Origin of the sequence: Sphingomonas sorbitolis (assembly GCF_036663875.1) — a bacterium.
GTDB lineage: Bacteria > Pseudomonadota > Alphaproteobacteria > Sphingomonadales > Sphingomonadaceae > Sphingomonas.
In genome coordinates this window covers 509,623-536,456 of the sequence record NZ_JAXOJS010000003.1, presented here as the reverse complement: position 1 = coordinate 536,456, position 26,834 = coordinate 509,623, and the positions used below count along the sequence as shown (strand labels likewise).

Genomic DNA, 26,834 nt, shown 5'->3' with positions numbered 1-26,834 from the left:
CGGCGCCACCTCCCCCTTGCGGGGGAGGATCGTGAGGTCAGAACTTGACCGAGGCTTCCATGCCGTAGGTGCGCGGCGCGTTGAAGTTGCCATAGTCGCCCAGCACGTTGTTGACGCTGCCCGATGTGAGGTTGGTCGTCGGGGCGCCAGGCAGGCTGTTCGACGGATCGCGACGGAAGACATACCGCTTGTCGAACAGGTTACGGACCCACGCCGAGATCGTCACCGCGTTGCTGCCAGCGACGTGGATGTTCGCCAGTGCCAGACGCGCGTTGGCGATGAACGCCGGATCGTTCTTGGTCGCGAACTGGTCGAAGGTCTGCGTGGCCTGCGAGTAGTTGCCGTCGAGGTGGAACTTCAGGTCCATGTCGCTGATCGGCATCGTGTAGTCGATCGACCCGTTGGCGGCGTTGCGCGGCGTGAACACGATGTAGAAGTTCTGGTACACGCCGGTCGACGCGATCAGCACCGGCGGGATCTTCGTGTAGGTGTACGCATAGCCTGCGGTCAGCGTCAGCCCGTCGACCGGCTGCACCGTCAGATCGGCCTCGATCCCGCGGATCTTGGTAATCCCCGGCGCATTGATCGTCACGAGGTTGTTAAAGCTGCCCGACGCGGTCGTCTGGATCGAGCTGATGTCGACCTGGCTGTTCTTGCGATCCATGATGTAGCCGGCAAGGTTCAGGCGAGCGCGGTGGTTCCAGAAATCGGTCTTCGCGCCGATCTCGTACGACTTCACGTCCTCGGGGTTGAACGTCTGGTAGTTCGAGGTGCGCGAGCTTGCACCGCCGGCGCGGTAGCCGGTCGCGTACTTGGCGTAGACATGGACCGAATCGCTCGCGTCATAGGCGAGCGTCGCCATCGGATTGAACCGGTTCCAGGTGGCATCGAGCGGCTTGTAGCCGGCCGCGGTCAGCTGAGCGGCAGTCGCCGTGTCGTAGTTCAGGTTGCGCGAATAATGCAGCACGCCCTGCTTTTCGTCGCGTGTGTAACGGCCGCCCGCGGTCAGGTGGACGCGATCGGTCGCGTTCCAGGTGACCTGGCCGTAGCCGGCATAGCTCTTCGAATGCACTTCCGAGGCACGATCGATCGATCGACAGCCCACGAGCGAGCCGAACCCGCCCGACCCGGTGCAGGGATCGAGCACCGAGATCGTCGTCAGCGCCGAATTGAACGCCAGCGAGTTCGGCGTCGCCGCGTCGTCGCTGATGTGCTCGTTGAAGTAATACAGCCCGGCGACGTAGTCGAACTGGCCGACCGTACCGACTGCCTGGAATTCCTGGCTGAACTGATTCTGGTGGAGGTCGGCGAGGCTGTAGCGGCTGAAGTTGCACGCGGTACCGGTGCAGCCTGCGGCGACGACGGGGACGCGGTGATAGCCGCCGCTATTGTCATACTGGGTCGCGTTCACCCCGCGCCATGCGGTGATCGAGCGGAGTTCGATCTCGGGTGCGACGTCCCAGCGGATGTTCGAGGTGAAGCCGTGCGTCTTGTCGACGCTCGGCTGCTGCGGAACGCCGATATCGGCGACCTTCGCGCGGCTGGTGCCGTTGACCACGACCTGGCTCGGGAGCGGCTTCACGCTGCCGGTTAGCGTCGTGTAGTTGGTGCCGGGCAGCGCGCAAGCAGGGGACGCGGATTGCGCCCCCGCCTTGCAGCCGTTCGGGTTCACGTTGAGCAGCTGGCTGTAGAACGGGCTGTTCGAGTCATAGCCGTTATCGTAGCTGAAATCGGCGGTCATGCCCGAGATCGGGTGGACGCGCGCGGTCGCCTTGAAGCCGCGGCGGTGATAATAGTTGAAGCCAGTCTGGCCCTCGAGCGGGTTCTTGGTGGTCGCATCCTGATGCTGGATGACGCCGTCGAGCTTTAGCGAAACGCCGTAGGTTTCGGGCAGGTCGAGATGCAGCGTACCGTTGTAGCTGCCGTAGTTCGCGATCCCGCCGGTCGCGCTGCCGCCCCATTTGCCGCTCGGGCCCTTGGTGACGATGCTGAGCGCGCCGCCTTCGGTGTTGCGACCGAACAGCGTGCCCTGCGGGCCCTTGAGCACTTCGATCCGGTCGACGTCGAACAGCGCTGCGTTCAGGCCGTGCTGGCGACCGAGATAGACGCCGTCGATATAGACGCCGACGCCCTGCTCGCGGGCGGGCTGGTTGGCGTCGAGCGGGACGATGCCGCGGATGCCGATCGTCAGCGCGGACTGGCGCGCCTCGAAGGTCGCGACGCGCAACGACGGCACCGCGCCGTCGGCGAGGTCGTACAGGCTCTGGACGTGGCGGTCGGTCAGCGCCTGGCTGCTGAGGACGTTGATCGCGATCGGCGTCTTCTGCAGGTTCGTCTCGCGCTTGGTCGCGGTCACGACGATCTCGCCGAGACCGGTCTGGTCCGCAGGGTCGGCGGTCACGGGGGCGGCAGGATCGACGGGCACGGGATCGGCGGCGGCGACGGTCGCCGTATCCTTGGTGGCAGTCGGCGTGGCGGCAGCGGCGAAGGCGGGCGACGCGATCGCGACCGTCAGGGCGGCGCCGGCCAGCAGCCGCAAGCGCAGGCTTGCTGAATTCAACATCGAGGAGTTCCCTTTTTCGGCAGTGTTTGCCTTGAGGGGCGCGATAGGCGGCGGTCGTGGCACGTCCGTTACGTTTATAAGAATCGCGTGTCCGACGTTTTTAATGTTGGCTTAATGCGCGCCGCCAATGCCGCGCGAGATGACGGGGCTGTCATGTTCCTGTCACGCACGCGTAACGCGGCTGCCATCCGCAGCGGCTACCGCGCCTCCCAAGCCGGCTGGACAAAGCCGGGACATCCGGGGACCCATCATGACATCCAACCTGTCGCGCCGCTTTCGCGGCCCTGTTTTCGCGCATGGCTTGCTCGCCGGCTGCGCGCTGCTGCCGTTGAGCATCGCCACCGCGCATGCTGGCCCGATTGCCGCCCCGATCGCCGCAACGCCGGTCGCGGCAACCCCGGTCGCCGTAACGCCAGTCGGGGCGCCGCGCGCGCCTGGATCGGTTACCGGCACGGTGTCGCAGGCTGGCAGCGGCGACTATCTCGATGGCGCATCGGTCTCGATCCCCGCGCTCGACCTGTCGACGGTCGTCGATCGCACCGGGCGGTTCTCGCTGAACGGCGTCCCCGCCGGCACGCACGAACTCGTGATCCGCTATGTCGGCTTCCCCGATGCGCGCCGGACCGTCACGGTCGCCGATGCCCCGGTAACGCTCGACGTGGCGATGACCGCGGCCGTTGGCACGGATGCGGGCGCAGGCGAGGGGGCGGAGATCGTCGTCTCGGGCTCGCGTCCGATCGCCGAATCCGAAGCCGCAGCACTCCAGATCCAGCGCACCAGCCCGTCGCTCGTCTCGGTCATCGCCTCGGACTCGATCGGGCGCCTGCCCGACCAGAACGTCGCACAGGCGGTCAGCCGGTTGCCCGGCGTCGGCGTCCAGCGCGACCAGGGCCAGGCACGCTACATCACGCTGCGTGGCGCGCCGATCAACTGGACCACACTGTCGATCGACGGCATCAACGTCGTCAGCCCCGAAGGGCGCGACGCCCGCTTCGACTCGATCCCGTCGGCGATCGCCTCGCAGATCATCGTGCGTAAGGCCGTCACGCCCGACATGACCGGCGAGACGATCGCCGGCAATGTCGACATCATCACCCGCTCCGCGTTCGATTATCCGGGTATGAAAGTGCAGGCCAAGGGCGGCCTCGGCCATGTCGAACTCGGCAAGAAGACCGAATATGAGGGCTCGCTCGTCATCTCCGACCGGATCGACACCGGGATCGGCGAGTTCGGCATCGTCTCGTCCGCCAGCCTGTATCGTCGCGGCATGGTCACCGACAATTTCGAGACCGATTTCGAAGCGGTCAAGGAAGACAAGCGGCCCGGCTATCAGACGCGCAACTGGGCACGTGAGACCGAGAACAAGCTGTACCGGCTGACGCGGAAGAACTACTCGCTGTCGACCCGGCTCGATTGGCGCCCGGCGCCCGGCCACAAGCTGTTCGCCGAGACGATCTACTCGGCGTTCCAGGACGATGAGCAGCGCAATAACTACATCTTCGATCTCGACGACCAGCAGTCGCGGGCGCCGACCGGCAGCGCCGCCTGCACCGTCAACGCTCGGCCCGCATCGGGCACCACCGGCTATGCCGACATCTGCACCGGTAACACGCCCTTGCTCGGCACCGTCTACGGCGTCGATCTCAACGCGAACTTCACGGTACGCAAATACAAGCAGTCGGTGTTCACCAACACGGTCGGCGGCGATCACGAACTCGGCGAGTGGAAGGTCGCATGGCGCGGCAATTTCACGCGCTCGATCGACGACCGAACGCAGCCGGCGCAGCTGAACTACGAAAGCCCCAGCTTCACGAACGCCACCAACCGGCTGACCGTGGGCTATGACCTGACCGACCCGCAGCTTGCCAAGGTCCAGCTGTTCCGCACGATCCGCAACGCCGACGGAACGTTCTCGCGCGGTGCGCAGGTGACCGCGATCGAGGATTTCCCGACTTCGCTGACCCGTCTCCGCTCGCTGAAGGCGCAGGACGTGACCGAGGCGTACACCGCCAAGCTCGACGTCAGCCGCGAGGCGTCGCTGTTCGGCGCGCAGACGGTGTTCACGGCGGGCGTCCGCTATGACGATCGCACCAAGACCGCGAACGAGGATCTGCTCGATATCAACGGCGCAGCGCAGTTTGCCGCCGCGGGGATCTCGACCAACTATTCCGCGATCGCCAAGTCCGGCGGGTTCCAGGGCGAGATCCCGCTTGGCTACACCTTCCAGTATTTCGACCGCGACAAGGTGCTCGGGTTGGTCGACCAGGCGAAGACCGTCGCCAGCTATCTGCCGGTCGACGCGAACTATTATAAGGTCGGCGAGAAGGTCTATTCGGCGTACGCGATGGCCACGGTGACGACCAACTGGGGCAGCATCATCGGCGGCGCCCGCGTCGAGCATATCCGCAACGACGCGCGGGCGTTCTCGATCAACGCCGCTACGAGCGTGGCGACGCCGGTCGAGGCGAAATCGAGCCAGACGCTGGTGTATCCGAGCCTCCACCTGAACTGGGACGTCAACGATCGGATGAAGGCGCGGCTGTCGTTCAACACCGGCGCCGCACGGCCCGATTACGATCAGCTCCGCCCGAACCTGACCTATAACGACGCCAACCTGACCGTGTCCGGCGGCAACCCCGACGCGAAGCCCGAAAAGGCCAAGGGCATCGACGCCTATGTCGAATATTACACGATGCCGCGCGGCTTCCTGTCGATCGGTGCCTATTACAAGGACGTCACCAACGTCCTGTTCGACTCGGTGCAGACCTTCGGCAGCACGATCCTCAACAGCGGCAATACCGATCGCTCGCAATATCAGTTCTCGACCGTCCTGAACGGCGGCAAGGGCTATATCATGGGCATCGAGGGCGCGATCCAGCAGCAGCTCGATCCGTTCACCGCCGATCTCGGCCTGCCGGACTGGATGGGTGGCTTCGGCATCCAGCTCAATGCGACGATCAACAAGAGCCGCGCGGACACGCCAGGCACGGCTGATATCCCGTCGCGGAAGGTACGGCTGCCCGGCGCGTCGGACGCGATCTACAATTTGATCGCCTATTACGAGAAATACGGATTCTCCGCGCGTGTCTCGTACCAGAACCGCTCGGCATGGCTCGACGCGATCGGCTCGGTCGCGAAGGTCGGCGACACCGTCCGCGGCGTCGATGGCGGCGACTTCTACTGGGCCAAGGACAATGAGCTCGACGCATCGGTGCGCTACGCGATCAACGGCAATGTCGAGATCTACGGCGATTTCGCCAATCTGCTGAACGGTCCCGGCCGCCGCTATGTCGGGTCGTCGGCGTACACGATCGAACATGAGACGTTCGGGCGGCGCTACACCGGCGGCGTGCGGGTGACGTTCTGATGCGCGCGCTTCCCTTTGCCGCGATGCTGCTCGCGGGGTGTGCAACGACCTCGGTCCCGGTGGCGGTGGAGGCGCCGATGGTCGCAGCGACGGTCGAGACCGACCCCGTCGATACCGCCGCCGACGCCGCGGACGATCCGGCGATCTGGCGCAACGCGAGCGATCCGGCGAAGAGCCTCGTCATCGGCACCGACAAGAAGGCGGGCATCCACGTCTATAGCCTGACGGGCAAGCGGCTGAGCTTCACGCCCGCCGCGCGCCTCAACAACGTCGACTTGCGCGATCTTGGCGGCAAGACCGGTGGGCGCGTGATCGCGGCCGCGAGCGACCGTGCCGACATCGCCACCGCACACGTCTCGCTGTTCACCCTCGACACGGCGGCAGCAAAGCTCGTCCCGCTCGGCCGCTTCTCGGTCGGGCCGGGCGAGGCCTACGGCATGTGCCTCTGGACCCGCGCGCGCGACCACGCGCTGTTCGGCTTCGTCGTGCTCAAGGACGGCCGCATCGACCAGGTCGCGATCGACCTGTCGGGTGCATCACCCAAGGTCACGACGGTCCGATCGATGAAGCTCGCCACCCAATCCGAAGGCTGCGTCGTCGATGATCGCACCGGGCAGCTTTATGTCGCGGAGGAAGACGTCGGGCTCTGGCGGTTCGACGCCGATCCGTCCGCACCCGTCACCGGGACCCCGATCGCCAAGGTCGACGGCAGGACGCTGGTCGCCGATGCCGAGGGTCTGGCGCTCGCCCCGTCGGGCAGGACCGGCGGTTATCTAGTCGTGTCGAGCCAGGGCGACAACGCCTACACGCTCTACCGTCTGCCGGGCGTTACCTATGCGGGCCGGTTCCGGATCGGGGGCGGCGGTATCGACGGGACCAGCGACACCGACGGCATCGACCTGATGCTCGGCGATTTCGGCCCTGGTTATCCGGGTGGGTTGCTGGTGGCACAGGACGGCGACAACGCGCCCGCCACGCAGAACTTCAAATATGTCGGTTGGGATGCCGTCCGGCGGGCGCTGAAACTGCGCTGACCGCCGCCACGCCGGCGCGCGCGCTATGCCGCCGCGATCGACAGCGTAGCGAGCTGGTCCGCGACCACCACGTGGTCGCGACCGGTGCGCTTGGCGCGGTACGGCGCGTTGTCGGCCAACGGGCGAGGGTCGATCCGTCGTGCGCGCCCCTTACGAGAACCGGGCTACGATCACATCACATCGATGGAAATTTGGAGCGGGTGAAGGGAATCGAACCCTCGTCACTTGCTTGGGAAGCAAAAGCTCTACCATTGAGCTACACCCGCCGACACGCGTCGTTCGAGGCGTGATGCGGTGTCCGTACCCGGCACGATCGTGAAGTTCAAGTATCAAGCGCACACGGAACGTCCGCGGGCGTCCGACGCTGTAGCACCACGGGCGTCGTGCCCGAAAGGACCAGGGCATGTCGACCTCTACACCGATCCACACCGACCCGTCGGACGTTGCGCTGACCGATCCGTCGCGGACCGGCGTGTCGCGGACGGGCTTGTCCAAGCCGGTTGCGGCGTTGATCGTGGCCGGCGTGCTGGGCGCGAGCGCAGTGTTGGGACGGCGTAACGCGCCCGATCCCTCGCACCCCAAGACGCGGCGCTGGTACAAACGGCTCGACAAGCCGGGCTTCACGCCGCCCGACGCGGTGTTCGGCGCGGTCTGGCCGGTGCTCGAAACCGGGCTTGCGGTTGGCGGCTATCGACTGATGCGCGCGCCGGCCGATCCGCGTCGCAACGCCGCGGTTGGGCTGTGGCTGCTCAATACCGCGATGGTCGGCGGGTGGACCGAGTTGTTCTTCCGCAAGCGCGCGCTGGAGACGAGCGCGATCGCGGCAGGCGGGATGGTCGTCACCGGCGCCGCCTATGTCGCCACCGCCGCCAAGGTCGATCGGCCGGCGGCGGGGCTGGGCGTGCCGTTCGTCGCCTGGCTCGGCTTCGCGACCGTACTCGCGACCCGGATCAGCCAGCGCAACGACACCCGACGATGAGCCGGCTGACCGTATGGCATGATGGCGACTGCCCGCTATGCCGGCGCGAAATCACGCTGATGCGGCGGCTCGACCGGCGCGGCGCGATCGAGTTCATCGATGCGACCGATGGCGACGCCTCCTGCCCGATCGACCGGCGCGAGCTGCTCGCGCGGTTCCATGCACGTGAGGACGGGCAATTGCTCTCGGGCGCGGCGGCGTTTGCGGCGATGTGGCGGGCGATCCCGGTTCTGCGCCCGCTGGGGCTCGCTGCGCGCCAGCCGATCGTGTTGGGCCTGCTCGAACGCGTCTATATCGGCTTCCTGCGCGTCCGACCCAAGTTGCAGCGCGCGCTGCGACGGCGCGAGGCGGTGAAGCCATGACCGTCGCCCGCGATCCGGTGTTGCCCGGACAGACCAGCGTCTGGGACTTCCCCCGTCCCGCGATCGCCGAGCGATGTGCGCGCCACATCCGCATCGAGCATCGTGGGCAGGTCATCACGGATACGCGCGCGAGCGTGCGGACGCTCGAAACCAGCCATCCGCCGAGCTACTATATCCCGCCCGACGACGTGACTATGGCGCTGCTACGGCGCTCAACGCATCTGTCGTTCTGCGAGTGGAAGGGCGATGCGGTCTATTACGATCTCGTGCTCGACGGCGAGACGCACCGCGACATCGCCTGGAGCTATCCCGCACCGACCCGCGCGTTTGCGGCCTTGCGCGACCATCTCGCTTTCTATGCTGCACCGTTCGATGTGTGCACCGTCGATGGCGAGATTGTCGTGCCGCAGCCCTGCGGCTTCTACGGCGGCTGGATCACCGCGGATCTTGCCGGGCCGTTCAAGGGCGTGCCCGGCAGTCGTTACTGGTAAGCCTTATTTGAGTCCGGCGGCCCGGCGCACCGCAAGGCCTGCGCCGGCCCAGTCGACGTCTTCGCCCTCCAGCGCGATCGCAGTGCGCAAATGGTCGCGGACGATCCCGAGCAGCGGCATCGGCGTGCGCGAAGTGCTCGCGGCGGCATCGACGAGGTTCATGTCCTTCAACCCCAATGGCGCGGCGAATCCGGCGGGCTTGAACGCATCGGCCACGAGCATGTCGCCATAGGTCTTATAGACCGGCGCGGAGAACAACGTGCCGGTCAGCACGTCGAGCAGGGTTGCGCGGTCGACGCCGCCCTTTTCCGCCAGCGTCATCGCCTCGGCCATCGCCTCGAGCGCGGCCATGATCATGAAATTGCCGCTGAGCTTGACCAGATTGGCGGCCGACGGCGTGGTGCCGACGCGAAAGACACGCTGGCCGATCGCCTCGAACAGCGGTTCGCAACGATCGATCAGATCGTCCGCGCCGGCTGCGACGACGAACAGCTTGCCGGCTTCGGCGGCGGGCGGCCGACCGAATACGGGGGCCGAGATATAGCGATCCGAGTCGTGGGCGAGGCGGTCGGCAAGCGCGACGCCGATCGTGCTGTGCGACACGTGCAGCGCAGGCGCGTTCAGGATGCCATCGGCGCCGTACACCACGGCTTCGAGCGCGGTGTCGTCCGCGAGCATCGTCATCACCACGTCGCCCTGCGCGGCCGCCGCGGGCGTTGCGGCCAGCGTCGCGCCGGCTGCAACCAGGTCCGCCGCCTTGTCGGGCGAGCGGTTCCACACCGTCACCTCATGCCCTGCCTTGACGAGATTGGCGGCCATTGCGCTGCCCATCTGGCCAAGACCGATGAATCCGACTTTCATGCTCTATCCTTCCGACTGTCCGTAGCGGGCCAACGCACGCCGCAGCGGATCGCTGCGTCAGGCGCGCAGCGGCAGGCTGAGACGCGCGATCAGTCCGCCGGTCGGCGATCGGCCCAAGGCGAGACTGCCGCCGTTGAGTTCGGCGAGTTCGCGCGTGATCGACAGGCCGAAGCCGTGGCCGTCGCTGCGTTCGTCGAGACGACGACCGGGCAGCATCGCTTCCGCGATCGCGCTGTCGTCGAGGCCGTCGCCATCGTCGGCGATACCCAGCGTCACCATGCCGTCGGCGGCGCGCGCATCGATCGTCAGCGCCGACCGCGCATGGCGCCAGCCATTGTCGAGCAGGTTGCCGATCATCTCGTCGAGATCCTGCGGGTCGATCGCGACTGCAAGATCGGCGGGGATGGCGCGTTCGACCGCGATCGCTCGCTCGGCATGGATCCGCCGCAACACCGCGAGCAGGTCGTCGACCGCGGGGGCGATCTGTGTTCGAACGCGGGCGCCGCCGGTCGCATCGGCGCGCGCGCGACCGAGATGATGGCGGACGCGGCGGTCGATCTGCTCGACCATGTCGCGGACGTCGTCGTCCGCACCGGTCTCCGCCAGCTTGAGCGACAGCGCCGCCAGCGGGGTCTTGAGGCCGTGCGCGAGATTGGCGACATGCTGGCGTGCGTGCGCGAGCCCGGCGGCGTTCTGGTCGATCAGCGCGTTGAGTTCTGTGACGAGCGGTTGCAGTTCGCCGGGCTGGTCGTCGGGGACGTGGCGTTCGGTACCGGCGCGGACCGCTGCAAGCGACGTGCGGAGATCGCGCAGCGGACGCAGGCCGAACCGAAGTTGCACGAACGTCGCCAGCGCCAGCCCGATGCCGAGCAAGGCGAGCGAGCCGAGCAGCGGGATCATCGCCTCGCGCAGCGGCTCCTCGACGATCCGGCGGGGACCGATCGCGGTAATCGTCACGGGGCCGCGCGGCGTGGCGACGTCCATCGTGCGCGAGTGGAGGCGATTGCCGCTCCGATCGCGCGTGTCGTCGGCGTGGAGCGCGTGATCTTCGGGGCCGCCCGGGCCGGGAGGATGAGGGCGTCCGGGATCGGGCTGCGGGGCTGGAGGCATTGCCTCGATAGGTGGCGCCGGCTTGGGGGCGGGGGGCGTGATCGGGGGCGTGATGGGGGGCAGGGGGCGGGTCGTGCCGCTATCGAAGCGACCGGCGGGGCCTTCGACCTGCCACGACCAGTCCGATCCGGGCTCGCCGAATTCGGGCAGGTCGACCGCGCGCGTCCGGTCGAGCGTCGCATCGGGACGGACCGCACGCGCCAGCACCGCGACCTGCGCATCGAGCCGCTCGTCGAGTCCGCGTGTGACGAAGCGTTCGAGGACATGACTGATCGTCACCCCCGCGAACAGCAGCGCGAGCCCGGTCGACAGCCCTGCGATGACGAGCATTCGCCCGAAGAGCGATCGGGGGATGAGGCGGAGGCGGGTCATTGCGTGCGCTCTTCCAGGTATAGCGATCGCCCTACTGAACCCCACCCCGGCGAAGGCCGGGGCCCAATTGGAAAGGTTTTTATAACGGTGGACTGCGCTCCGTCAGCGACGTCCCCCAATTGGGCCCCGGCCTTCGCCGGGGTGTCGAATATGGTCTGCGCTATCGCCATCACACCTCGTCCGCCGTCAGCCGATATCCACGGCCGCGCACCGTCTCGATCATCTGCGCCCCGATCTTCCGCCGCAGCCGACCGATGATCACCTCGATCGAGTTCGAGTCGACATCCGCATCGCCCTCGTACACCCGCTCGATCAGGTCGGCGCGTTCGATCACCACTTCGCGGCGGAGCATCAGCGCCGACAACACGCGCCATTCGAACGCGGTGAGCTTCAGCGGCAGGCCATCGCGCTCGAACGTGCCGAGCTGCGCATCGAACGTCAGCGGCCCGCATGTCACGCGCGCCGCGGCATGACCGGCGGCGCGGCGGACCAGCGCACGCAGGCGCATCACCACCTCTTCGACGCGGAACGGTTTCACGACATAATCGTCGGCGCCCGCCTTGAACCCCTCGACCTTCTCCGACCAGCCATCGCGGGCCGTGAGAATCAGCACAGGCAGGTCGCGGCCCGCTGCGCGCCAGTCGCGCAGGACGGACAACCCGTCGCGTTTCGGCAGGCCAAGATCGAGCACCGCCGCGTCGTACAATTCGGTCGCGCCGAGATGGCCGCCGTCCTCGCCGTTGCTCGCGACGTCGACCGCGAAATGCTCCGCGCGCAACGCTCGCGCCAACCCGTCGGCGATCGCCGCATCGTCCTCGACCAGTAATACCCGCATGCGCCTGTCCCTATGTCCAAGATCACAACGGAAACTGAACGGCTTGGTTCAGCGGGCGTCGGCAGCGTGCGCCTAAACGGTGATTCGTCAACCAATGAGAGGAACGACGCAATGACCGAACATTCCCACACCGCGCCCAGCAAGCGGTTCAATCTCCGCCGCAACCGCCTGGCACTCGCCGCCGCCGGCTTGCTCGTGGTCGGTGGTGCCGCCGGTGCCGTCACCGTCGCCGCCACGCGTCCGAGCGTGACGATGGCGCCCGCCACCCCGGTCGCGATCCGCTCGCTCCAGTCGGACGGGATCGTCACGATCCGCGGCACCGTCGCCGAGCAATATGGCAACAAGTTCGTGATGGCCGATCGCACCGGCCGTGCGCTGGTCGATCTCGGTCGCGGCGGCGAGGGTAGCAACCTGGTCGCGACCGGGCAGCCGGTGACGATCCAGGGTCGGTTCGAGGATGGTTTCGTCCACGCCTCGTTCCTGGTGGCGCCCGGTGGCAAGGTGACCGCACTCGGCCCGGTCGGTGGCCCGCCGCGCGGTCCGCATGGCCCTGGTCCTGATGGTCCGGGTCGCGACGGTCCGGGTGGCCCCGGTGGTCCCGGTGGACCTGGCGGTCCGGGCGGCCCCGGCGGTCCGGGTGCTCCCCCGCCGCCGCCAACCGGGGTCGCACCGCCCCCGCCAGCCGGCATGGCACCGCCGCCGATGGCGCCGGGAGCAGCCCGCGCACCAGCCGGAGCGCTCCCCGCACCGGCAGCGGTACCTGCCCCGCGGGCGACGCCAGCGACCTGAAGTCTGTGGAGCCGGGTAACACCGGCTCCATCTTTTCATCGGCACGAACGCTCCGCCCCCCTGGCGGGGGAGGATCGTCTTTAGTGGGCGATCGACGCGACCCTTGGCGCTTCGGCGGCGCGCGATTGCGTGATCGGTGCGCGGACCCAGTAGCGGCCGGTCACGACCAGCGGCAGCGCGAGCAGCAGGCCTGCGCCGACATCCCAGACGCCGTCGCCGATCAGGCCTGCGCCGAGCCCGGCACAGGTCGAGGCGCCCAGCAGGATCGGCAGTGCGAAGATCTGGCCGTTGGTCTTGTGAGTCATGCGATTTCTCCCGCCATCACGACTTCGCGGACGCGCTGGTCGCTCGGACCGCCGCGACGACGCAGCCAAAGATACAGCCCGCTGCCGAGCACGATGATCGTCACTATGTCGAAAATGGCCCAGACGATCTTCATCGCGAGGCCGCCGTAATTCCCGAAATGCAGCGGCTGGGCGAGCAACATCGCCTGCATGTACCACGGCATCGGCACGACCGCGTCGAGCCGTCCGGTCGCGGCATCGACGAAGCCGGGTAGCAGCAGCTTCGACGTCAGCGGCGTCGCGCCCTTCAGGAACACGGCGTAGTGATGCGGGCTGCTGAAGACGACGCCGGGGAAGGCGATGAACTGCGGCTTCATCTCGGGCGCCTTGCGCTGCACCGCGTCGAGCGCCGCCTGTACCGATGCGCGCTGGGGCCCGAGCGGGGTGCGCGTCTCGCTGGCGATGATCTCGGCGAGGCCGTTCGACTTCCAGATGGCGGTGATCGGCACGACGAAGGTGTTGATCGTCCCCGTCACACCGACGACGCTCGCCCAGACGAGCGTGACGATGCCGAGCAGATTGTGGCGATCGAGCCAGCCGAGCCGCTTGCTGCGTCCGCGGCGCAGCGTGCCGAAGTCGAGCTTCGCCATGAACGGTGCGTAGAGCACGACGCCGGACACGATCGCGGCGAAGAAGAGCAGGCCCATCACGCCCAGGAAGATCTCCGCCCAGAAGCCGAGGAACATGTCGGTGTGGAGTTTCAGGATGAACGCCATCACGCCGGGGACGTAGGGCGGCATCTTCGCCCCGGTGCGCGCGTCGAAGGCGAGGAAATGCATCGCTGCCGGGGCTGCATCTGCGGTGGGGCCGGTGGTGACGTAGACGATCGGGCGCTCTTCGTCGAAGCTGATGTAGAGCGGGAGCTCGCCGGGGGCCGCCTTCGCCGCGCGGGCCAGAATGGTGTCGAGCGAGAGCGATGGCGTATTCGCGGGTAGCGTCGCCATCGGCGCGGGCGGGTTGAGCCAGCCATCGATCTCCTCCTCGAAGATCAGCGGCAGGCCGGTCACGCACAGCATCAGCAGGAACGCGGTGCAGATCAGGCTCGTCCATTTGTGGACGAGATACCAGGTCTTGATCGTGCCGCGGGTCATGTGCGGGCAGCGGTTCTGACGAGGGATATGATCTTCCGGGCGGTCACCGGGATACAAGTACAGAATTGATAACGATGTGCAATAGCGGTGTGGTGAGCTTGACGATCCTCCCCCGCCAGGGGGAGGTGGCTGGCGTTTGCCAGACGGAGGGGGAGGTAAGGGTAACCGCGGTTGCGCGTTCCTCCCCCTCCGTCACCTTTGGTGACACCTCCCCCTTGCGGGGGAGGATCGTACGTCAGGCTACTCCCGCGCCGCCCGTGACGCCGTAGACCTCGCCCGTGATATAGCTCCCCTCCTGCGAAGCGAGCAGCACATACACTGGCGCGATCTCGACCGGCTGGCCCGGGCGGCCGAAATGGCTCTTCGACCCGAAGGTCTCGACCATCTCCCGCGGTTGGCCGCCGCTCGGCTGAAGCACCGTCCAGAACGGCCCAGGCGCGACGACGTTGGCGCGGATGCCCTTTTCGATCAGCTGCTTGGCGAGACCCTTAGTGTAGGCGACGATCGCCGCCTTGGTGGTCGCATAGTCGAGCAGGTTGTCCGACGGATCGTAACCCTGCACCGACGCGGTCGTGACCACTGCCGCGCCGACGGGCAGATGCGGGACGGCCGCCTGCACGAACCAGTGCAGCGCATAGACGTTAGTCTTCATCGTCTGGTCGAAATCATCGGTCGAGATATCGGCCACGGTCGGCCGCGTCTGCTGGCGACCGGCGTTGACGACCAGCACGTCGAGACCGCCGAACGCATCGACCGCCTGCTGGACCGCGTCGCGACAGAACGATTCGTCCTTCACGTCACCGGGCAGCGCAAGCGCCTTGTGACCCTCGGCCTCGATCAGTGCGACGACTTCCTGCGCGTCGGCTTCTTCGGCGGGGAGATAGACGATCGCGACATCGGCGCCCTCGCGCGCATAGGCTATCGCCGCGGCGCGACCGATGCCACTGTCGCCACCTGTGATCAGGGCTTTGCGCCCGGTCATCTTGCCCGAGCCCTTGTAGCTCGTCTCGCCGTGATCGGGCTTCGGGTCCATCTTCGACGCGATGCCCGGCGCTTCCTGCGGCTGTTGCGGGAAGGGGGGCTGCGGATATTGCGTGCGCGGATCCTGCATCGTGAGCCGGTCGGCCATGGGAAGCTCCTGTCTGGGGGGAACAGGGGCAACCGATGGCCGACCGATCGGGTTGCGCTTTACTTGAGCAGGATCAACGCCTTCGACAGCGTCATGTAGATCCCCCAGAGGATCGGCAGCCCGACCGCGAGCCACGCGACCACGACCACCGGCGAGGTGCCGGTAGCCGTGGCGACCGTCCCGCCGGCCACCGTCTCGACCGTAACGGGCCTGTCGTCGGCGGGCATGTGGAACTTGGCGGCGACCGGCCGGACGAACAGGTTCGCAACGAACCCGGCGACCAGCATCGCCGCCAGCACCCAGAAGATCGGCGGATAGATATCGCTGCGGGGCACACCCGCCGCGATCGCGCGGTCACGCATGTTGGCGACCAGCAGCGGGCCGACCACGCCCGCCGTCGACCACGCGGTCAGCAACCGGCCATGGATCGCGCCGACATATTTGGTCCCGAACAGATCGGCGAGATAGGCAGGCGCAGTCGCGAACCCACCGCCGTACATCGACGCAAGAATGCAGAAGACCAGGATGAACAGGCCCAAGGTGGTGCCCGCAAGTGCAGGTGCGGCGAAACCGTAAAGCACGGCGCCTGCTGCGAGGATCGTCGCGAACAACGGCTTGCGCCCGATCCGATCGGACAGCCACGCCCAGAAGAAGCGCCCGCCGATGTTGAACAGGCTGATCGCACCGACAAAGCCTGCGCCGACCGCGGCCGCCGCCTTCTTTTGGTCGTCGTCGAACGCGGTGAACAGCACGCCCGGCGCATCGATCAGGCGTCCGCCGAACAGTTCCTGCAACATGGGCGAGGCGATGCCGATGATCCCGATCGAGGCGGAGACGTTGAAGAACAGCACCAGCCACACCAGCCAGAATTGCGGCGTGCGGTGGGCGTTCGACAAGGCGACGTTGAACCGACTGATCGAGGCCTTGGCCGATGTCGGCGCGGTCCAGCCGGCCGGCGCCCAGCCCTCGGCGGGCACCCGGTAGCCGATCGCGCCGGCCATCATGAACACGAAATAGACGCAAGCGAGCACCAGGAACGTCTGCCAGACGCCGACGCCTGCGGGGCTCGCGAAATGCTTCATCAACAGGTCGGCGAGCGGTCCGCCGATCATCGCGCCGCCGCCGAAGCCCATGATCGCCATGCCGGTCGCCATGCCGCGCCGATCGGGAAACCATTTGATTAGCGTCGAGACGGGCGAGATGTAGCCGAGCCCAAGCCCGATGCCGCCGATCACGCCCGAGCCGATCCAGATCAGCCAGAGCTGGTGCATCGACACGCCGATCGCGGCGATCCCCATGCCGCCACACCAGCAGAACGCGGCGACGACGCCGGCTTTGCGCGGGCCGGCGCGCTCGAGCCACCCGCCCCAGATCGCGGCCGACGCGCCGAGCACGACGAAGAACAACGTGTACGTCCAGACGAGGTCGCTCACCCGCCAGTCGCAGGTCGTCGTGGTCAGCGCGCCGAGCAGCGAGAGGTCCTTGCAGACCACCGGATCGGTGATCCCGATCGCACGCGACAGCGGCAGCCAGAACACGCTGAACCCGTAGGCCATGCCGATGCACAGGTGGATCGCGAGCGCGCAGGGGGGCACCAGCCAGCGGTTGAAGCCGGGGCCTGCAACCGTGCGCGCCCGGCTCAGAAAGCCGTCCGCGGCCGAGTTCCGTCCGCCAAATTCGCCTGTTTCAGCCATGTGCCCCCCGATTATCTGCTTATATTCGGGGACGATGGCCGATCAGGCGGTGAATGTCACCTCAAGCGGTTCGAACCCTTCGATCGTCGCGCGCACCGCCTGTCCGCGCTGGATCGGGCCGACGCCGGCGGGAGTGCCGGTGAAGATCAGATCGCCGGGCGCGAGTTCGACGAAGGTCGACAGCGTCGCGATGATTTCGGGGACGCTCCAGATCATCATCGACAGGTCGCCCGACTGGCGCGTCTCGCCGTCGACCGTCAGCGCGATGCTGCCCGATGTGGCGGGGACGCCCGGCGTCAGCGCCGCAACGGGGGCGGAGCGGTCGAAGCCCTTCGCCATGTCCCACGGTCGCCCGATCTTCTTCGCCGCCGCCTGAAGGTCGCGTCGCGTCAGGTCGATGCCGACGCCCGCGCCGAAGATCATCGCCGCGGCATCCTCTACGGCGACGTCCTTGCCGCCTGCGCCAAGCGCGACGACCAGTTCGACCTCGTGATGCAGGTCTTCGGTTTGTGGCGGGAAGGGCAGGGCACTGCCGTTCGCCACCACCGCGTCGGCGGGCTTCGAAAAGAAGAACGGCTCCTGCCGGTCGGGGTCCGATCCCATCTCGCGCGCGTGATCGGCGTAGTTCTGGCCGACGCAGAAGATTCGGCGCACGGGAAAGCGGTCGGTCGTACCGGCGATGGCGATCGTCGGGGCAGTGACTTCGGGAATATGCATGATGGCTCCTTTGCCGGCCTTCATCACGTGCCCGGCCGCGGTTTGCAACGCAGGCGGAACGTCCTCGGGCACGATGGGTTGGGCCTGCATACCCCAGGAAAACCTGCATTCGCAGTGGAGATACCGATGCCCAGCACCCAACCCGTGCGTTTCGACCCGTCGGTCGAGACGATCGCTCCCGATGAAGCGGAGACGTTGCAGGGCATGAAGGACTCGTTCCGGGAAATCTTGGAAACGACGTCGCAGGATTACGGCCATGCGGTGCGCGCGGTCCATGCCAAGGCGCACGGCATCGCGCGCGGATCGATCACGATCGCCGACGGCCTGCCGCCGATCCTGGCGCAGGGCATGTTCGCGACGCCTGGCCGGTATGAGGCGGTGATCCGTATCTCGACCAATGCAGGCGATATCCTCGACGACAGCATCAGCCTCCCGCGGGGGCTCGCGCTGAAAATCCTCGATGTCGCGGGGGATCGCCTGCCGGGGTCCGAAGGCGACACGATTCAGGACTTCATCATGGTCAACGCCCCCGCCTTTTCCGCCAAGGATCCCAAGGCGTTCGGCAAGAACCTCAAGCTGCTGACCAAGACGACGGATCGGTTCGAGGGGGTGAAGAAGGCGATGTCCGCCACCTTCCGCGTCGTCGAGTCCGCGCTGGAGGCGGTCGGCGCGCAGTCCGCGACGCTGACGACGCTTGGAGGCGCCAAGCCCGTGCATCCGCTCGGCGAGACCTATTATTCGCAGACCGCGTTCCGCTACGGCGACGCGATCGTCAAATTCGCGCTGTTCCCGGTATCCCCCGAACTGACGAAACTGACCGGCAGCCTCGTCGATATCACCGCGCGACCGGACGCCCTGCGCGAGGTCGTCCGCGACGCCTTCGCCGAGCATGGCGGGACGTGGGAGTTGCGCGTGCAGATCAATACCGATCTCGATGCGATGCCGATCGAGGACGCGTCGGTCGTCTGGGACGAAGCGGTCAGTCCCTATGTGACGATCGCCAAGCTCGAAATCCCGGCGCAGGTGTCATGGGATCAGGGCAGCAGCGAGCGGACCGACGACGCGCTGGTCTATAGCGTGTGGAACGGGATCACGGCGCACCAGCCGCTTGGCGGGATCAATCGCGTGCGCAAGGAAACTTACGAGATGTCGGCAGAATTCCGCGGCAAGTTCAACGGGTGCCCCGTGCATCAGCCATCGACGTTGTCCGACCTTGCCTGACGCATCGGCCAAGGGGGGCACGTCGTTGAAGCTGTTCCATGTCAGCGACGTACATTTCGGTGCGGAAGACCCGGCGGCGATCGCGTGGTTTTCCGAGCGGGTCGCGGTCGAAAAACCCGATGCGGTCATCATGACCGGCGACTTGACGATGCGCGCGACCAAGGACGAGTTCCAGCGTGGCGGCGACTGGTTGCGGTCGCTCGGCGTGCCGGTGACGCTGGAGGTCGGCAACCACGATATTCCCTATTACTGGGATCCGTTTCGGCGGCTGTTCGCACCCTATCAGCGCTATGCCGCGGTCGAGCAGATGATCGAGCGGCCGCTGGAGCCTCCCGGCGTCACGGTGGTGCCGCTGAAGACGACCGCGCGGGCGCAGTGGCGGTGGAACTGGTCGAAGGGCCGCGTGAGCCCCGGTTCGCTCAAGCGCGCGCTGGCGATGATCGCGGACGTGCCAAAGGGCAATTTGATCTTCATCGGCGCCCATCATCCGTTGATCGAGGGCGGGACGACCGGGACGGCGAAGACGCGCAACGGCGACGAGGCGCTGACCGCGCTCGCCGAGGCTGGCGCGCATGCGGTGTTGTCGGGGCATGTCCACGATCCGTTCGACGTGCCGGTCGAGCGCGAAGGGCGCATCATCCGGATGATCGGTGCCGGCACGCTGTCGAAGCGCACGCGGGGGAGTCCGCCGGCGTTCAACGAGATCCGCGTCGAGGGTGGGCGTTTCGAGACGTTGGCGCGGACGCTGTCGGACGAGAAGAAGCACTCGATCACGAGTGACGTCTGAAGAAATCTACGATCCTCCCCCTGGCGGGGGAGGATCGAGGACTGACCTTAGTCCGGCGCCTTCCCGGAATTGAACTCGATATCGATCTCGACCCAGCCGCCGAGGATCTGCTTGCCACCTACGCGTGGCGGGCGGACGCGGAATTGCCACGCCGCTTGCCGCATCGCGCGGGCCAGCCCCGACCCGACCGGCGACTCGCTCAGCGCACGGCAATTCTCGACCTGGTAGTTGGCGATCATCCGGCACGCGATCTTCGCCCAGCTGTTGGGCGGCGGTGGGCTCTTGAGATAGCCGTTGAGTTCGGCGTCGGTCGGGCGGCGATACCATTCGACCTTGTACAGGCGCTCGCCACCAGGGCCTTCGCCGGGACCATAGGCTGCGCCACTGTCCTTGCCCTTGCCCGAGCCGCTGCCGCCGTCTCCGCCGGCAAGCTGGTCGTCGGGATGCGATGGCATCTTCGAGATATCAGCGGCGTCGAACATCTCCATCCCGCCGAGCATCTTGATCGGCAGGGGCGGGGGCGACTTCGGCGGCGCGGGCGGTGCCTGTGCGGACTCGGCACGCGGCGCAGCGCGCGGCGGCGACCCACCGCTGGCCCGCTTCTGCTTGGTCGGCGACGGTGTGCGCTTTTGCGGCGTGGGCGCGGTCTGGTCCGGCGCGATCTGGAACGTGACCGGATCGCGGCGCTCCTCGGGCTTCACGACGGCCGAAGGCGTCAAGCGCAACAACAGCAACAGGATCAGGATATGCGCGATGACGGTGAGCACGAACGCACCACTGCGCCGGCGCGCAGAGCCGCGCGTCTCGATCGACGAAGGATGGTACGCCGACCGCATCGGCTGTTCGCCTAGCTGCGCCAAGGCGCGACGGCAACGCCTGGCGTCGATGATCTTTTTGTCACCATGGTCACTGAAAACTGTCGACCAAGTCAGCCGCGCACAACGACGAGCGCGGCGATCGCGTCCGCAGCAGCTTCTGCGCCGTTCTCCCGCGCAACCTGCGCGCCGACCTGCGCGGCCGTCTCGCGCATCCGGTCGGTCAGGATGGCGGTGATCGCGGCACCAGCACGCGTGATCGTGAAGTGCTTCGACGACAGCGTCTTGCCGACGCCGATCGATTGGATGCGGTGCGCGTTGTCGTACTGATCACCCATGTGCGGGACGACGAGTTGCGGCTTGCCGGCCCGCAGCGCCTGGCCGGTCGACCCCGCGCCGCCGTGATGGACGATCGCGCACGCCCGCGGGAACAGCAGCGAGTGCGGCGCATAGCGGCAGACATGGATATGTTCGCTGGCCGTTGCCTGATCGTCGCTGCCTGTCAGCAGTACCGCGCGTAGGCCAAGTGCTCGCGCGGTCGCCGCTGCGGTGGTGTAGAAGTCGCCCGGCGCAAACGTCGCAAAGGATCCCAGCGTGAAGACCAGCGGCGGTGGACCGGCGGCGAGGAACGCCTCGAGCGTTGGCTCAAGCCTTTCGGGCGCCCCGGTATCGCTGTCGAAAATCGCAAAGCCGGTGACGCGCGCAATGTCCGGCAGGTCAGGCTGGCGCGGCGCGATGGCCGGCGAATAGCAGCACAAGGTCAGGTCGGCGCTCACGGGCGTCTCGAGCAGCAACGCCTGGCGTGACGGCGGCAGGCCGCGTGTCTTGCGAACCGTATCGACGTGCCGTCCATACCGATGTCGCAGGACTCCACGCATGACCCGGTACACCGACCGGTTCCAGGCGCGGCCGATCGGCCCGGTCGGTGCGTGGGCCATCATTGCGAAGTCGGGCGTGCGGGGTGGCGCATAGGCGGAGAAGGTCGCCATGGGCTGGAGCAGAACGTTGACCAGCGGCACGCCACGCGTCTCGGCGACGATTGGCGCGGCGAAGACGAACAGCGAGGCGACCAAGGCGACCGCACCCTCCATCGCCTCGTCGAGCGCCGTCGTGCTGTCGGCGAGCCACGGCATCAGGATTCGGTTCATCAGATAGGTCTGATCCGACATGATGCGCTTTGCGACCTGGTCGGGCGGCATGCCCAAAGTCTCCGTCAACGCGTCGAACCCGCCGACGATGGCGATGCCGGTCAGCCCCGCGGCTTCGACCTTGGCGACGTGATCGGCAGGTACCGCCAGCACGACCGCGAACCCTCTGGCCTTCAGCGCAAGGCCGATCGCGATGAAGGGATGCAGGTCGCCGAGCGAGCCGATCGTGGCGAGAACGATCTTTCGCATCGGCTCTGTGTTGTCCTTCCCGGCCGCTAATTTCGACAGCACCCGCCGCAGCCGTACAGCGGGAATGCGACTCCTTTGTTGCGGAGAAATCGTCGATGCCGTGGTGCACAGCATGAAGCCACGCGCGCTAAGGGGGCCGATCTACTGTCAGCTCGGACCGCCAGATCCGCATTTTCCGCGTCATGCCGGACAAGTTCCGGGATTCACGGTCGCGCAAATCGAAAGACGTGTCTTGCAGAACGGGGAACGCCGGACCGCGTCGGTATCCCTCTCGAGTAAGAGCCGACCCGCAGTTCGACGGCGGCACCTTCTTGTTCTCCCGCGAAGGCGGGAGCCCAGTCTGGATCCCCGCCTTCGCGGGGAAACAGCTTACCTTACAGCTGTACCCTCCGAACCCATCAAACCGACCGGGAAATTCGGGACTGAAGCCCTTTCAATGCTCTGAAGGTCGATCAGTCCTTCTCTGCATCTGCGCGCCAAAACGAAAAAGGCCGCCGCCCGGTATCCCGGACGGCGGCCTTTTCCTTAGCCAGCGCGGAAGGCGTATGACGAAACCGATTACTCGGCTTCGTTCAGATACTCGCCGGCATCCGCGTCGGTGCCGGTGCCCGAGGTGACGACTGCCGCGAGCGGATCCTCACCCGTGCCGCCTGCATCACGCGGCGAACGTGCCAGTTCGGCAGCATGCTCGTCGGCAGCCGACATCGGTGCCACGATCGACACCTCCGCCATCTTGCGCTGCTGGACGCGCATCGCGGCGTCGCGGCTGTTGGCCACGACACGCAGGCGGTTGAGGCCTGCACCGGTGCCTGCCGGGATGAGCCGGCCGACGATCACGTTCTCCTTCAGGCCCATCAGCATGTCCTGCTTACCCTGGACCGCTGCCTCGGTGAGGACGCGGGTGGTCTCCTGGAACGATGCCGCCGAGATGAAGCTGCGAGTCTGCAGCGACGCCTTGGTGATGCCGAGCAGGATGGGCTTGCCCTGTGCGCGGGTCTGCTTCTTCTCGAGCTTCTCGTTGGTCGCGTCCATTTCCTCGCGATCGACCTGCTCGCCCTTCAGCAGCGTGGTGTCGCCGCCGTCGGTGATCTCAACCTTCTGCAGCATCTGACGAACGATCGTCTCGATGTGCTTGTCGTTGATCTTCACGCCCTGGAGACGATAGACCTCCTGGATTTCCGACACGAGATACTCGGCGAGGGGTTCGATGCCCATCGTCTCGAGGATGTCGTGCGGATCGGGCGAGCCGCCAATCAGGTTATCGCCGCGCTTGACGTAATCGCCTTCCTGCACGTCGATGACCTTCGACTTCGGCACCAGATACTCGACGACGTCGCCGCCATCCTCGGGCTGGATGCCGATCTTGCGCTTCGCCTTATAGTCCTTGCCGAACACGACGCGGCCCGAGATCTTGGCGATGATCGCCGAGTCCTTGGGGATACGTGCCTCGAACAGCTCGGCAACACGCGGCAGACCACCCGTGATGTCGCGCGTCTTGGCGCTCTCGCGGCTGACGCGGGCCACGACGTCGCCGCCGAACACCTGTGCGCCATCCTCGACCGACAGCGTAGCGCCGATCGCCAGCATGTAACGACCGGTCTCGCCCGACGTCTCGTCGAGCAGGGTCATGCGCGGACGCAGATCCTCCTTCGACTTGGTCGCCGCACGATATTCGATCACGACGCGCTGGGCGATGCCCGTGGCTTCGTCGGTCTGCTCGGTGAGCGTCTTGCCCTCGATCAGGTCGACATACTTGATCGTGCCCGGGTTCTCCGTGATCACCGGCATGGTGAACGGATCCCACTCGGCCATCCGATCGCCGCGCGACACGATGTGACCATCGTCGAACAGCACGTACGCACCGTAGGGGATGCGATCGACCGAGAGTTCGCGGCCGTCCATGTCGACGATCGCGATTTCGCCCGAGCGGCTGAGCACCACGCGACGGCCACGCTGGTCGACGATGATACGCAGATCGCGGAACTGCACCGTACCGTCGGCATGAGCCTCGAGGTTCGACGTTTCGTTGAGCTGCGCCGCACCACCGATGTGGAACGTACGCATCGTCAGCTGCGTGCCCGGCTCACCGATCGACTGTGCGGCGATGACGCCGACAGCTTCACCGATGTTCACCGGCGTACCGCGGGCGAGATCGCGCCCGTAGCACTTGCCGCAGACGCCGATCTTCGACTCGCAGACCAGCGGGCTGCGGATCTTGCACGACTGCGTGCCGAGACCCTCGATCGTCGTGATCATCGGCTCGTCGAGCAGCGTGCCCGACGGGATGACGACCTTGCCGGTCTTCGGATCGACGATGTCCTCCGCGGTCGTACGACCGAGGATGCGCTCGCCGAGCGATGCGATGGTCGAACCACCCTGAAGGATCGCCTTCATTTCGAGTGCGCGCGTGGTGCCGCAATCCGGTTCGATGATGACGCAATCCTGCGACACGTCGACCAGACGACGCGTCAGGTAGCCCGAGTTGGCCGTCTTCAACGCCGTATCCGCGAGGCCCTTGCGAGCGCCGTGGGTCGAGTTGAAGTACTCAAGGACGGTCAGGCCCTCCTTGAAGTTCGAGATGATCGGCGTTTCGATGATCTCGCCCGACGGCTTGGCCATCAGGCCACGCATACCGGCAAGCTGCTTGATCTGCGCCTGCGATCCGCGAGCACCCGAGTGGGCCATCATGTAGATCGAGTTGATCGGCTTTTCACGACCGGTCTCCTCGTCGACCTTCACCGCACGGATCTCGTCCATCATGGCGTTCGCGACCTGGTCACCGCAACGGCTCCAGGCGTCGATCACCTTGTTGTACTTCTCCTGCTGCGTGATCAGACCGTCCTGATACTGCTGCTCGAAGTCCTTCACGAGTGCCTTGGTGTCGTCGACCAGACCAACCTTGGCGTCCGGAATGATCATGTCGTCCTTGCCGAACGAGATGCCGGCGCGGAATGCGTGGCGGAAGCCGAGCGACATGATCGCGTCGGCGAACAGCACGGTCTCCTTCTGGCCGGTGTGACGATAGACCTCGTCGATCACGTCGCCCACGTCCTTCTTGGTGAGGAGGCGGTTGACGGTGTCGAACGGCACCTTGTGGCTGTGCGGCAGGCACTCGCCCAGCAGCATGCGGCCCGGGGTCGTCTCGTACCGCTTGAGGTACTGCTTGCCCTTCTCGTCGGTCTGCGGAACGCGGCTGATGACCTTGGTGTGCAGCGTGACCGCCTGAGCGTTCAGCGCCTGGTGCACTTCGGCCATGTCACCGAGCAGCATCCCCTGGCCCGGCTCGTTCTCCTTCATCATCGACAGATAATAGAGACCGAGGACCATGTCCTGCGACGGAACGATGATCGGCTTGCCGTTGGCGGGCGACAGGATGTTGTTCGTCGACATCATCAGGACGCGTGCTTCGAGCTGAGCCTCGAGGCTCAGCGGAACGTGCACGGCCATCTGATCGCCATCGAAATCGGCGTTGAACGCGGAGCAGACCAGCGGGTGAAGCTGGATCGCCTTGCCCTCGATCAATACCGGCTCGAACGCCTGGATGCCGAGACGGTGAAGCGTCGGCGCACGGTTCAGCATGACCGGATGCTCGCGGATCACCTCGTCCAGGATATCCCAGACTTCCTTGCGCTCCTTCTCGACCCACTTCTTCGCCTGCTTCAGGGTCATCGACAGACCCTTCGCATCGAGACGTGCGTAGATGAACGGCTTGAACAGCTCGAGCGCCATCTTCTTCGGCAGGCCGCACTGGTGCAGCTTCAGCTCAGGTCCGGTCACGATGACCGAACGACCCGAATAGTCGACGCGCTTGCCGAGCAGATTCTGGCGGAAGCGGCCCTGCTTGCCCTTGAGCATGTCGGACAGCGACTTCAGCGGACGCTTGTTCGCGCCCGTAATCGTGCGACCGCGGCGACCATTGTCGAACAGTGCGTCGACGGCCTCCTGGAGCATGCGCTTCTCGTTGCGGACGATGATGTCCGGCGCACGAAGCTCCATCAGGCGCTTCAGGCGGTTGTTGCGGTTGATCACGCGGCGATACAGATCGTTCAGATCCGACGTCGCGAAACGACCACCGTCCAGCGGCACCAGCGGGCGCAGCTCGGGCGGGATGACCGGAACGACTTCGAGGATCATCCACTCGGGGCGGTTGCCCGAATCGATGAAGCTCTCGACGACCTTCAGCCGCTTGATGATCTTCTTGGGCTTCAGTTCGGACTTGGTGACCGCGAGCTCTTCGAGCAGCGCGGTACGCTCACCGACGAGATCGAGCGATTCGAGCATGATGCGGACCGCTTCGGCACCGATACCGGCCGAGAACGCGTCCTCGCCATACTGGTCCTGCGCGTCGAGGAGCTCGTCCTCGGTCATCAGCTGGTACTTCTCGAGCGGGGTCAGGCCCGGCTCGATGACGATGTACGCCTCGAAGTACAGCACGCGCTCGAGCTGCTTCAGCTGCATGTCGAGCAGCAGGCCGATGCGCGACGGCAGCGACTTCAGGAACCAGATGTGCGCGACCGGCGCGGCGAGCTCGATATGGCCCATCCGCTCGCGGCGGACCTTCGAGACGGTAACCTCGACGCCGCACTTCTCGCAGACGATGCCCTTGTACTTCATGCGCTTGTACTTGCCGCACAGGCACTCGTAGTCCTTGATCGGACCGAAGATGCGCGCGCAGAACAGGCCGTCACGCTCGGGCTTGAACGTGCGGTAGTTGATGGTCTCGGGCTTCTTGATCTCGCCGAACGACCACGAACGGATCTTGTCCGGGGACGCGATGCCGATCTGGATCTGGTCGAACGTCTCGGTCTTGGCAACCGGATTGGCGAAGGGGGTCATCTCGTTCATGAGCTGTCCTTAGGAAAAATCTTCCCCCCTA

General features: G+C 66.3%; 20 protein-coding genes and 1 tRNA gene. 8 read left to right on the top strand and 13 right to left on the bottom strand.

Annotated features, from left to right (window positions below; all coding sequences use genetic code 11):
• Positions 1–37 precede the first annotated feature (37 nt).
• Positions 38–2,563 carry a TonB-dependent receptor gene (locus U1763_RS11775; RefSeq protein ID WP_332755348.1) on the bottom strand — a complete coding sequence of 842 codons (2,526 nt, stop codon included), beginning with the start codon at positions 2,561–2,563 and terminating at the stop codon, positions 38–40.
• 250 nt (positions 2,564–2,813) lie between these two features.
• Between U1763_RS11775 and U1763_RS11770 the strand changes: the two genes are divergently transcribed.
• Together U1763_RS11770 and U1763_RS11765 are read left to right on the top strand one after the other, a co-directional pair.
• Positions 2,814–5,930 carry a TonB-dependent receptor gene (locus U1763_RS11770; protein ID WP_332755347.1) on the top strand — a complete coding sequence of 1,039 codons (3,117 nt, stop codon included), beginning with the start codon at positions 2,814–2,816 and terminating at the stop codon, positions 5,928–5,930.
• Positions 5,930–6,964, top strand: a complete 1,035-nt coding sequence (locus U1763_RS11765; protein WP_332755346.1) for a phytase — start codon at positions 5,930–5,932, stop codon at positions 6,962–6,964. The genes U1763_RS11770 and U1763_RS11765 overlap by 1 nt, the downstream gene beginning before the upstream one ends.
• Before the next feature lie 192 nt (positions 6,965–7,156).
• Here the strand turns inward: U1763_RS11765 and U1763_RS11760 are convergent.
• A tRNA-Gly gene (locus U1763_RS11760) sits at positions 7,157–7,230 on the bottom strand.
• Positions 7,231–7,367: 137 nt separating this feature from the next.
• Between U1763_RS11760 and U1763_RS11755 the strand changes: the two genes are divergently transcribed.
• The 3 genes from U1763_RS11755 to U1763_RS11745 are packed head-to-tail and all read left to right on the top strand — an operon-like array spanning position 7,368 to position 8,796.
• Positions 7,368–7,943, top strand: a complete 576-nt coding sequence (locus U1763_RS11755) for a TspO/MBR family protein (protein WP_132897620.1) — start codon at positions 7,368–7,370, stop codon at positions 7,941–7,943.
• Entirely contained in the window at positions 7,940–8,305 is a 366-nt protein-coding gene (locus U1763_RS11750; protein ID WP_332755345.1) for a thiol-disulfide oxidoreductase DCC family protein, read from the top strand. The genes U1763_RS11755 and U1763_RS11750 overlap by 4 nt, the downstream gene beginning before the upstream one ends.
• Positions 8,302–8,796 (top strand): DUF427 domain-containing protein, encoded by a 495-nt coding sequence (locus tag U1763_RS11745; RefSeq protein ID WP_332755344.1) that lies wholly within the window; start codon positions 8,302–8,304, stop codon positions 8,794–8,796. Before U1763_RS11750 ends, U1763_RS11745 begins: the two co-directional genes overlap by 4 nt.
• 3 nt (positions 8,797–8,799) lie before the next feature.
• Here U1763_RS11745 and U1763_RS11740 read toward each other — a convergent pair whose 3' ends face one another.
• The 3 genes from U1763_RS11740 to U1763_RS11730 form a co-directional block, all read right to left on the bottom strand.
• Entirely contained in the window at positions 8,800–9,657 is an 858-nt protein-coding gene (locus U1763_RS11740; RefSeq protein ID WP_332755343.1) for an NAD(P)-dependent oxidoreductase, read from the bottom strand.
• 57 nt (positions 9,658–9,714) lie between these two features.
• Positions 9,715–11,139: a sensor histidine kinase gene (locus tag U1763_RS11735; protein WP_332755342.1), complete on the bottom strand. Its 1,425-nt coding sequence runs from the start codon at positions 11,137–11,139 to the stop codon at positions 9,715–9,717.
• Positions 11,140–11,308: 169 nt separating this feature from the next.
• Positions 11,309–11,974 (bottom strand): response regulator, encoded by a 666-nt coding sequence (locus U1763_RS11730; protein WP_332755341.1) that lies wholly within the window; start codon positions 11,972–11,974, stop codon positions 11,309–11,311.
• A gap of 111 nt (positions 11,975–12,085) precedes the next feature.
• Between U1763_RS11730 and U1763_RS11725 the strand changes: the two genes are divergently transcribed.
• Entirely contained in the window at positions 12,086–12,763 is a 678-nt protein-coding gene (locus U1763_RS11725) for a hypothetical protein (protein WP_332755340.1), read from the top strand.
• A gap of 80 nt (positions 12,764–12,843) precedes the next feature.
• Here U1763_RS11725 and U1763_RS11720 read toward each other — a convergent pair whose 3' ends face one another.
• The 5 genes from U1763_RS11720 to U1763_RS11700 all read right to left on the bottom strand — a co-directional run bounded on the left by U1763_RS11720 (position 12,844) and on the right by U1763_RS11700 (position 17,738).
• Complete coding sequence (locus U1763_RS11720; protein WP_332755339.1) at positions 12,844–13,068, bottom strand: hypothetical protein; 225 nt, start codon at positions 13,066–13,068, stop codon at positions 12,844–12,846.
• A complete protein-coding gene (locus U1763_RS11715) occupies positions 13,065–14,198 on the bottom strand; it encodes a PepSY-associated TM helix domain-containing protein (RefSeq protein WP_332755338.1) in 1,134 nt (377 codons plus the stop codon). Before U1763_RS11715 ends, U1763_RS11720 begins: the two co-directional genes overlap by 4 nt.
• A 235-nt stretch (positions 14,199–14,433) precedes the next feature.
• Positions 14,434–15,327 carry an SDR family oxidoreductase gene (locus U1763_RS11710; RefSeq protein ID WP_332755337.1) on the bottom strand — a complete coding sequence of 298 codons (894 nt, stop codon included), beginning with the start codon at positions 15,325–15,327 and terminating at the stop codon, positions 14,434–14,436.
• A 59-nt stretch (positions 15,328–15,386) separates the two neighbouring features.
• Positions 15,387–17,021, bottom strand: coding sequence for an OFA family MFS transporter (locus U1763_RS11705; protein WP_332755336.1), 1,635 nt, complete (start codon positions 17,019–17,021; stop codon positions 15,387–15,389).
• A gap of 42 nt (positions 17,022–17,063) precedes the next feature.
• Positions 17,064–17,738, bottom strand: coding sequence for a fumarylacetoacetate hydrolase family protein (locus U1763_RS11700; protein ID WP_332755335.1), 675 nt, complete (start codon positions 17,736–17,738; stop codon positions 17,064–17,066).
• Between the two features lie 126 nt (positions 17,739–17,864).
• On the opposite strand from U1763_RS11700, the gene U1763_RS11695 reads away from it, so the two are divergent.
• Complete coding sequence (locus tag U1763_RS11695) at positions 17,865–18,959, top strand: catalase family protein (RefSeq protein WP_332755334.1); 1,095 nt, start codon at positions 17,865–17,867, stop codon at positions 18,957–18,959.
• Positions 18,952–19,746, top strand: a complete 795-nt coding sequence (locus tag U1763_RS11690; RefSeq protein WP_332755333.1) for a metallophosphoesterase family protein — start codon at positions 18,952–18,954, stop codon at positions 19,744–19,746. The genes U1763_RS11695 and U1763_RS11690 overlap by 8 nt, the downstream gene beginning before the upstream one ends.
• 47 nt (positions 19,747–19,793) lie before the next feature.
• On the opposite strand, the gene U1763_RS11685 is transcribed toward U1763_RS11690, so the two are convergent.
• The 3 genes from U1763_RS11685 to rpoC all read right to left on the bottom strand — a co-directional run bounded on the left by U1763_RS11685 (position 19,794) and on the right by rpoC (position 26,803).
• Entirely contained in the window at positions 19,794–20,582 is a 789-nt protein-coding gene (locus U1763_RS11685) for a hypothetical protein (protein ID WP_332755332.1), read from the bottom strand.
• 92 nt (positions 20,583–20,674) lie between these two features.
• Complete coding sequence (locus tag U1763_RS11680; protein ID WP_332755331.1) at positions 20,675–21,958, bottom strand: glycosyltransferase; 1,284 nt, start codon at positions 21,956–21,958, stop codon at positions 20,675–20,677.
• 558 nt (positions 21,959–22,516) lie between these two features.
• Entirely contained in the window at positions 22,517–26,803 is a 4,287-nt protein-coding gene (rpoC, locus tag U1763_RS11675; RefSeq protein WP_056051382.1) for a DNA-directed RNA polymerase subunit beta', read from the bottom strand.
• Positions 26,804–26,834: the final 31 nt, after the last annotated feature.

Coding starts and splice junctions, on each gene's coding strand:
- U1763_RS11775 (WP_332755348.1), bottom strand. CDS start 2,563: ATGTTGAATTCAGCAAGCCTGCGCTTGCGGCTGCTGGCCGGCGCCGCC.
- U1763_RS11770 (WP_332755347.1), top strand. CDS start 2,814: ATGACATCCAACCTGTCGCGCCGCTTTCGCGGCCCTGTTTTCGCGCAT.
- U1763_RS11765 (WP_332755346.1), top strand. CDS start 5,930: ATGCGCGCGCTTCCCTTTGCCGCGATGCTGCTCGCGGGGTGTGCAACG.
- U1763_RS11755 (WP_132897620.1), top strand. CDS start 7,368: ATGTCGACCTCTACACCGATCCACACCGACCCGTCGGACGTTGCGCTG.
- U1763_RS11750 (WP_332755345.1), top strand. CDS start 7,940: ATGAGCCGGCTGACCGTATGGCATGATGGCGACTGCCCGCTATGCCGG.
- U1763_RS11745 (WP_332755344.1), top strand. CDS start 8,302: ATGACCGTCGCCCGCGATCCGGTGTTGCCCGGACAGACCAGCGTCTGG.
- U1763_RS11740 (WP_332755343.1), bottom strand. CDS start 9,657: ATGAAAGTCGGATTCATCGGTCTTGGCCAGATGGGCAGCGCAATGGCC.
- U1763_RS11735 (WP_332755342.1), bottom strand. CDS start 11,139: ATGACCCGCCTCCGCCTCATCCCCCGATCGCTCTTCGGGCGAATGCTC.
- U1763_RS11730 (WP_332755341.1), bottom strand. CDS start 11,974: ATGCGGGTATTACTGGTCGAGGACGATGCGGCGATCGCCGACGGGTTG.
- U1763_RS11725 (WP_332755340.1), top strand. CDS start 12,086: ATGACCGAACATTCCCACACCGCGCCCAGCAAGCGGTTCAATCTCCGC.
- U1763_RS11720 (WP_332755339.1), bottom strand. CDS start 13,068: ATGACTCACAAGACCAACGGCCAGATCTTCGCACTGCCGATCCTGCTG.
- U1763_RS11715 (WP_332755338.1), bottom strand. CDS start 14,198: ATGACCCGCGGCACGATCAAGACCTGGTATCTCGTCCACAAATGGACG.
- U1763_RS11710 (WP_332755337.1), bottom strand. CDS start 15,327: ATGGCCGACCGGCTCACGATGCAGGATCCGCGCACGCAATATCCGCAG.
- U1763_RS11705 (WP_332755336.1), bottom strand. CDS start 17,021: ATGGCTGAAACAGGCGAATTTGGCGGACGGAACTCGGCCGCGGACGGC.
- U1763_RS11700 (WP_332755335.1), bottom strand. CDS start 17,738: ATGCATATTCCCGAAGTCACTGCCCCGACGATCGCCATCGCCGGTACG.
- U1763_RS11695 (WP_332755334.1), top strand. CDS start 17,865: ATGCCCAGCACCCAACCCGTGCGTTTCGACCCGTCGGTCGAGACGATC.
- U1763_RS11685 (WP_332755332.1), bottom strand. CDS start 20,582: ATGCGGTCGGCGTACCATCCTTCGTCGATCGAGACGCGCGGCTCTGCG.
- U1763_RS11680 (WP_332755331.1), bottom strand. CDS start 21,958: ATGCGAAAGATCGTTCTCGCCACGATCGGCTCGCTCGGCGACCTGCAT.
- rpoC (WP_056051382.1), bottom strand. CDS start 26,803: ATGAACGAGATGACCCCCTTCGCCAATCCGGTTGCCAAGACCGAGACG.